Source organism: Actinomycetota bacterium (assembly GCA_005774595.1).
Taxonomy (GTDB): Bacteria; Actinomycetota; Coriobacteriia; order Anaerosomatales; family D1FN1-002; genus D1FN1-002.
Map to the genome: position 1 here is coordinate 1 of VAUM01000154.1, position 4,438 is coordinate 4,438.

5 protein-coding genes are annotated in these 4,438 nt (G+C 69.2%); 2 read left to right on the forward strand and 3 right to left on the reverse strand.

Going from position 1 to position 4,438, the window contains the following annotated elements; all coding sequences use genetic code 11:
• The coding region (locus FDZ70_06835; GenBank protein ID TLM76075.1) for a ribonuclease D at window positions 1-633 on the reverse strand (633 nt) is incomplete at its 3' end.
• 71 nt (window positions 634-704) lie between these two features.
• Here FDZ70_06835 and FDZ70_06840 point away from each other — a divergent pair.
• Entirely contained in the window at window positions 705-1,634 is a 930-nt protein-coding gene (locus FDZ70_06840; GenBank protein TLM76076.1) for a diacylglycerol kinase, read from the forward strand.
• Here FDZ70_06840 and FDZ70_06845 read toward each other — a convergent pair.
• Entirely contained in the window at window positions 1,631-2,443 is an 813-nt protein-coding gene (locus tag FDZ70_06845; protein TLM76077.1) for a TerC family protein, read from the reverse strand. The genes FDZ70_06840 and FDZ70_06845 overlap by 4 nt on opposite strands.
• Before the next feature lie 118 nt (window positions 2,444-2,561).
• Between FDZ70_06845 and FDZ70_06850 the strand changes: the two genes are divergently transcribed.
• Complete coding sequence (locus tag FDZ70_06850) at window positions 2,562-4,046, forward strand: bifunctional metallophosphatase/5'-nucleotidase (GenBank protein ID TLM76078.1); 1,485 nt, start codon at window positions 2,562-2,564, stop codon at window positions 4,044-4,046.
• A 13-nt stretch (window positions 4,047-4,059) separates the two neighbouring features.
• Here FDZ70_06850 and FDZ70_06855 read toward each other — a convergent pair whose 3' ends face one another.
• Window positions 4,060-4,419, reverse strand: coding sequence for a hypothetical protein (locus FDZ70_06855; protein ID TLM76079.1), 360 nt, complete (start codon window positions 4,417-4,419; stop codon window positions 4,060-4,062).
• Between the last annotated feature and the right edge of the window lie 19 nt (window positions 4,420-4,438).

Sequence of the window (4,438 nt, forward strand, 5' to 3'; positions counted from 1 at the left end):
CGCCGAGGCCGACGCGCGCTTGACCCGCCGGTACTGCTCCTCCGGGACGACCGTGTAGGTCGCCGGGTCCTCGAGCCGCGCGAAGTCGTCGGCGAGCCAGCCCCCACGGCCCTCACTCTCGAGCGCCGCGACGAGACGGTCATGCACCGCCGGCAGGTGGCGCGCGTCGGCCTCGGCGTAGGTCAGCTGGCGATCGCTCAGCGGCCTTCGTGCCCAGTCCGTGAACTGCTCGCCCTTCGCCAGGGTGATGCCGAGCGCACCGTGGACGAGCGCCGCGTAGCCGACCTGCGTCGGATAGCCCGCGAGCGTGGCGGCCACCTGCGTGTCGAACACCGGCGCCGGGACCCGCCCGGTGCGCTGGAAGAAGATCTCGAGGTCCTGCGTGCCGGCGTGCAGTATCTTGACAACGTCCGGGTCGGCGAGCAGCTCGTCGAGGGGCGCGAGATCGATGCCGGGCGCCAGCGGGTCGATGAGCGCGGCCTCCTCGCGAGACGCCACCTGGACCAGGCACAGCTTCGCGTAGTAGGTGCGCTCGCGCATGAACTCGGTGTCGATGCCGACCACGTCGCTGCGCCGCAGCCGGTCGCACAGCGCGCGCAGGGCGGCGGTGTCGGTCACGTACACGGGCTCCAAGCACCACCGTTCCGTCGTCCGCGAGGGGTACGAACCGAGTGTAGCGGCATTCCTTGCCGAAAGGTGAGCGCATGCGCGTACTGATCGTGAAGAACCCGCGGGCCGGGCGCGGCGACGCCGGCCTGTTCGACTTCGTCAACATGCTCGGCTCCGAGGGCGCCGAGGTGGTCGTGCGCTACCTGACCGGCGAGCGCGACGTCGCCCGGGCCGTCGATGACGCGGACGCCTTCGACCGCGTCGTGGCCGCCGGCGGCGACGGCACGGTGTCCGCGGTGGCGTACGCCCTGCGCTCCAGCGGCGTGCCGGTCCTCGCCTTCCCGGCGGGCACCGCGAACCTGATCGCGTCCAACCTCGGGCTGTCCGCCGACCCGCGCGCGCTCGCGAACCTCGCCCTCGAGGGCGAGGACGCACCGGTCGACGTCGGCGAGCTGGAGTACCACGAGCTGATGCCCGAGGGCCTCGGGCCGGCGAGGACCACGGGCTTCGTGATGGCCGCCGGTGCGGGCTTCGACGCCCGCGTCATCGACGGCGCGCGTGACCTCAAGGCGGCACTCGGGCCGGCCGCGTACCTCGTCGCGGCGCTGCGCAACCTCACACCGACGGTCGCGCGGTTCCACATGCGCCTCGACGGCCGCGACGTGGAGACCGAGGGCATCGCCGTGATGCTCGCGAACTTCGCGCAGCTCCAGTTCGAGATCTCGGTCGCCCACCGCTCGGACCCGCGAGACGGGAAGGCGGACGTCGTGGTCCTGGCGACGAGGACGGTGCCCGAGCTGCTGCCCGCCGTGTGGGCCGGCTTCCTCGACGGCACCGTCGACCTGCCGCACCGCCCTGGGGTCGAGCTGCACACCGCCTCCGAGATCGAGCTCGTGGCGGAGCCGGCGCTGCCGCTCCAGGCCGACGGGGAGTCGCTCGGCGCGCACACGCCACTGACCGCACGGATGCTGCCGCACGCGGCGCGCTTCATCGTGCCGTCGGGAAGCAGACTGCTCGAAGGCTAGTCCGTGGCCGCGGCGGTGCGGTCCGTCCCGGCGGCGCCCTCGCCGGCGATCGCGCCCTCCCGCCTGCGCAGGTTGCTCTCGTAGCGCATCTGCACGAACTCGACCGCCAGCGAGAAGAACATGGCGAAGTACACGTAGCCCTTGTTGAACTCGAACGGGATGGGCAGCAGCTCCGCCTCGGCGGTGAGCAGCGTGCCGATCATGAGCAGGAACGCCAGCGCCAGGATCTTCAGGGACGGGTTCGCGTTGATGAAGTTCGAGACGGGGTCGGCGAACGCGACCATCACGGCCATGGCGATGAGCACTCCGGCGACCATCAACTCGATGTGGGAGACCATGCCCACCGCCGTGATGACCGAGTCGAGCGAGAAGATCATGTCCATGAGCGCGATGTTGATGAGCACCGCGCCGAACGATGCGCCGGCCCTGCCGCGCGCCTGGTCCTGCTCGTCGCGCATCTCGACCTTGTGGAAGATCTCGGTGACGGACTTCCAGACCAGGAAGACGCCGCCCGCGAACAGGATGAGCGCGCGGCCGGTGATCTCGATCTCCGCGCTCCCCACGTGGAACGGCGGGACGAGCGGTTCGGTGAGCCCGACGATCCACGACAGCGACAGCAGCAGCAGGATCCGGGTGCCGAGCGCCGCGAGCAGCCCGAGCTGCCGCGCCGGCTTCTGCCGCTCCTTGGGCAGGCGGCCCGTCAGGATCGCGATGAAGACGAGGTTGTCGATGCCGAGCACGATCTCGAGCAGCGACAGCGTCAGCACCGCCGCCCAGCTGCTCGGTTGTAGGAACAGGCCGAGGTCCATCGGACTCCTTGCGCGTCGTGTGAGAACCGAGGGCCAGTCTAGCGCACGCCGCGGACACGCTGCCGAAGGCGCCGCGGTGCTACCATCGGCGCACGGTCGCCGGCGGGGGTGGCCGCTGATGAAGGGGGCGCGTGCCGTGGGCGAGACACGAAGGTTCACGATCCTGCACAGCAACGACATGCACGGCGACTTCCTCGCCGAGCAGGAGGCCGGCACCGGCGACCTCATCGGCGGGCTGCCGCTGCTCTCGGGCTACATCAACAAGGTGCGCGCCGAGGAGGACAACGTCTTCTACTGCATCTCGGGCGACATGGTGCAGGGGTCGATCATCGACTCGGACTTCAAGGGCACCTCGACCGTCCAGATCATGAACTACCTCGCGCCCGACGTGGTCGCGCTGGGCAACCATGAGGTGGACTACTCGCTCCAGCAGCTGCTCTTCCTCGAGAAGCTCGCGAACTTCCCCATCGTCAACGCGAACCTGTATGTGAAGCCATACGGCAAGCGGCTGATGAACCCGTACGTCATCCTGCAGCGCGCGGGGTTCGACGTGCTGTTCACCGGCATCCTCACCGAGAAGGTGATGGACGCGCTGAACCTCGACCCTCTCGTGGGCACGTTCGTGGCGCTCGAGGACGCGGCCACCGAGGTCGGGCGCATCTGCGACGCGTTCAAGACCGACGACATCGACCTCACCGTCGTGCTCACGCACATCGGGTTCGAGTCCGACAAGGAGCTCGCGTCGCTGCTGCTGCCCGAGTGGGGTGTCGATCTCATCATCGGCGGCCACTCGCACACCATCCTCGAGCGGCCCGAAGAGGTGAACGGCATCCTCATCGTGCAGGCCGGCACCGGCACGAACCAGGTCGGCCGGCTCGACATCGTCGTGGACGACGACACCAACAGCATCGTCGAGCACTCTTGGCAGCTGGTCCCCATCGAGGATGGCATCGCCGAGCCCGACGAGGCGATGAAGCGCTTCATCGACACGTTCAAGGATGAGGTGGACCGCAAGTACAGCGTCGTCGTCACCAAGTTCGCGCGCCAGCTCACGCACCCCGCGCGCGAGGTCGAGACCGCGCTCGGCAACGTGCTCGCCGACGCGCTCGCCGACATGACCGGCGCCGACGTGGTCCTGCTCGGCGCCGGGTCCGTGCGCGTGAAGGAACTCGGCCCGGCCGTGACGCTCATGGACCTGAAGTCGTGCTTCCCGTACGACGACAGCTTGAGCGAGGTCGTCGTGACCGGCGCGACGCTGCGTCGCATGTTCGCGCACTGGATGCGGCCGGAGAACCGCGACGGTGAGGGCGAGTGCTACCAGGTCAACAGCACGGTGCGCGCGGTCTACTCGGACGACGAGCATGCGCTGCGCTTCCTCGACGTGGCCGGCAAGCCGGTCGCCGACGACGCGACGTACACGGTGATCCTACAGGGCTACCACTTCAAGAACGCCGAGGCGTACCTGACGCTGACCGAGGCGGACGCGGGCGCGGTCAAGCCGCCGAAGACTGCGGCCACGTCAGCGGCCACGGTGCTGCAGGAATGGCTCATGTCGCACCAGAACGAGACTCGGTCGGTGGAGGGGCGCCTCGTCTACGAGTAGGGGTGCCGCGCGGCTACTGGAGCATGCGCTGCTGCACCTTGCGCAGCTCGGCCATGGCGCGCTCGATGGTCTCGGGCGGCGTGCCCCACGAGGCGGCCTCGACGGCGAGCGACAGTGCGACCTTGTGCAGGTCCGCCGCGGTGGGGTCCTCCCAATCGCAGCCCAGTTCGCGGAACTTCGCCCGGATCAGCACCTCGACCGTCTTGCGCACCTCGGCGCGGCTGATGTCGCTGTGGGGCACGTGCTTGGTACGTGCGTGGGCGGCGTTCTGCGCGGAGAAGAAGCAATCCACGAGCAGGTCGCGTGCGCGCAGCGGCGTCACGCCATCGAGCGCGGCCTCGTCGACTCGCCAGCTATCGGTGTGGTCGGACAAACGACTCCTTTGTCAGAAC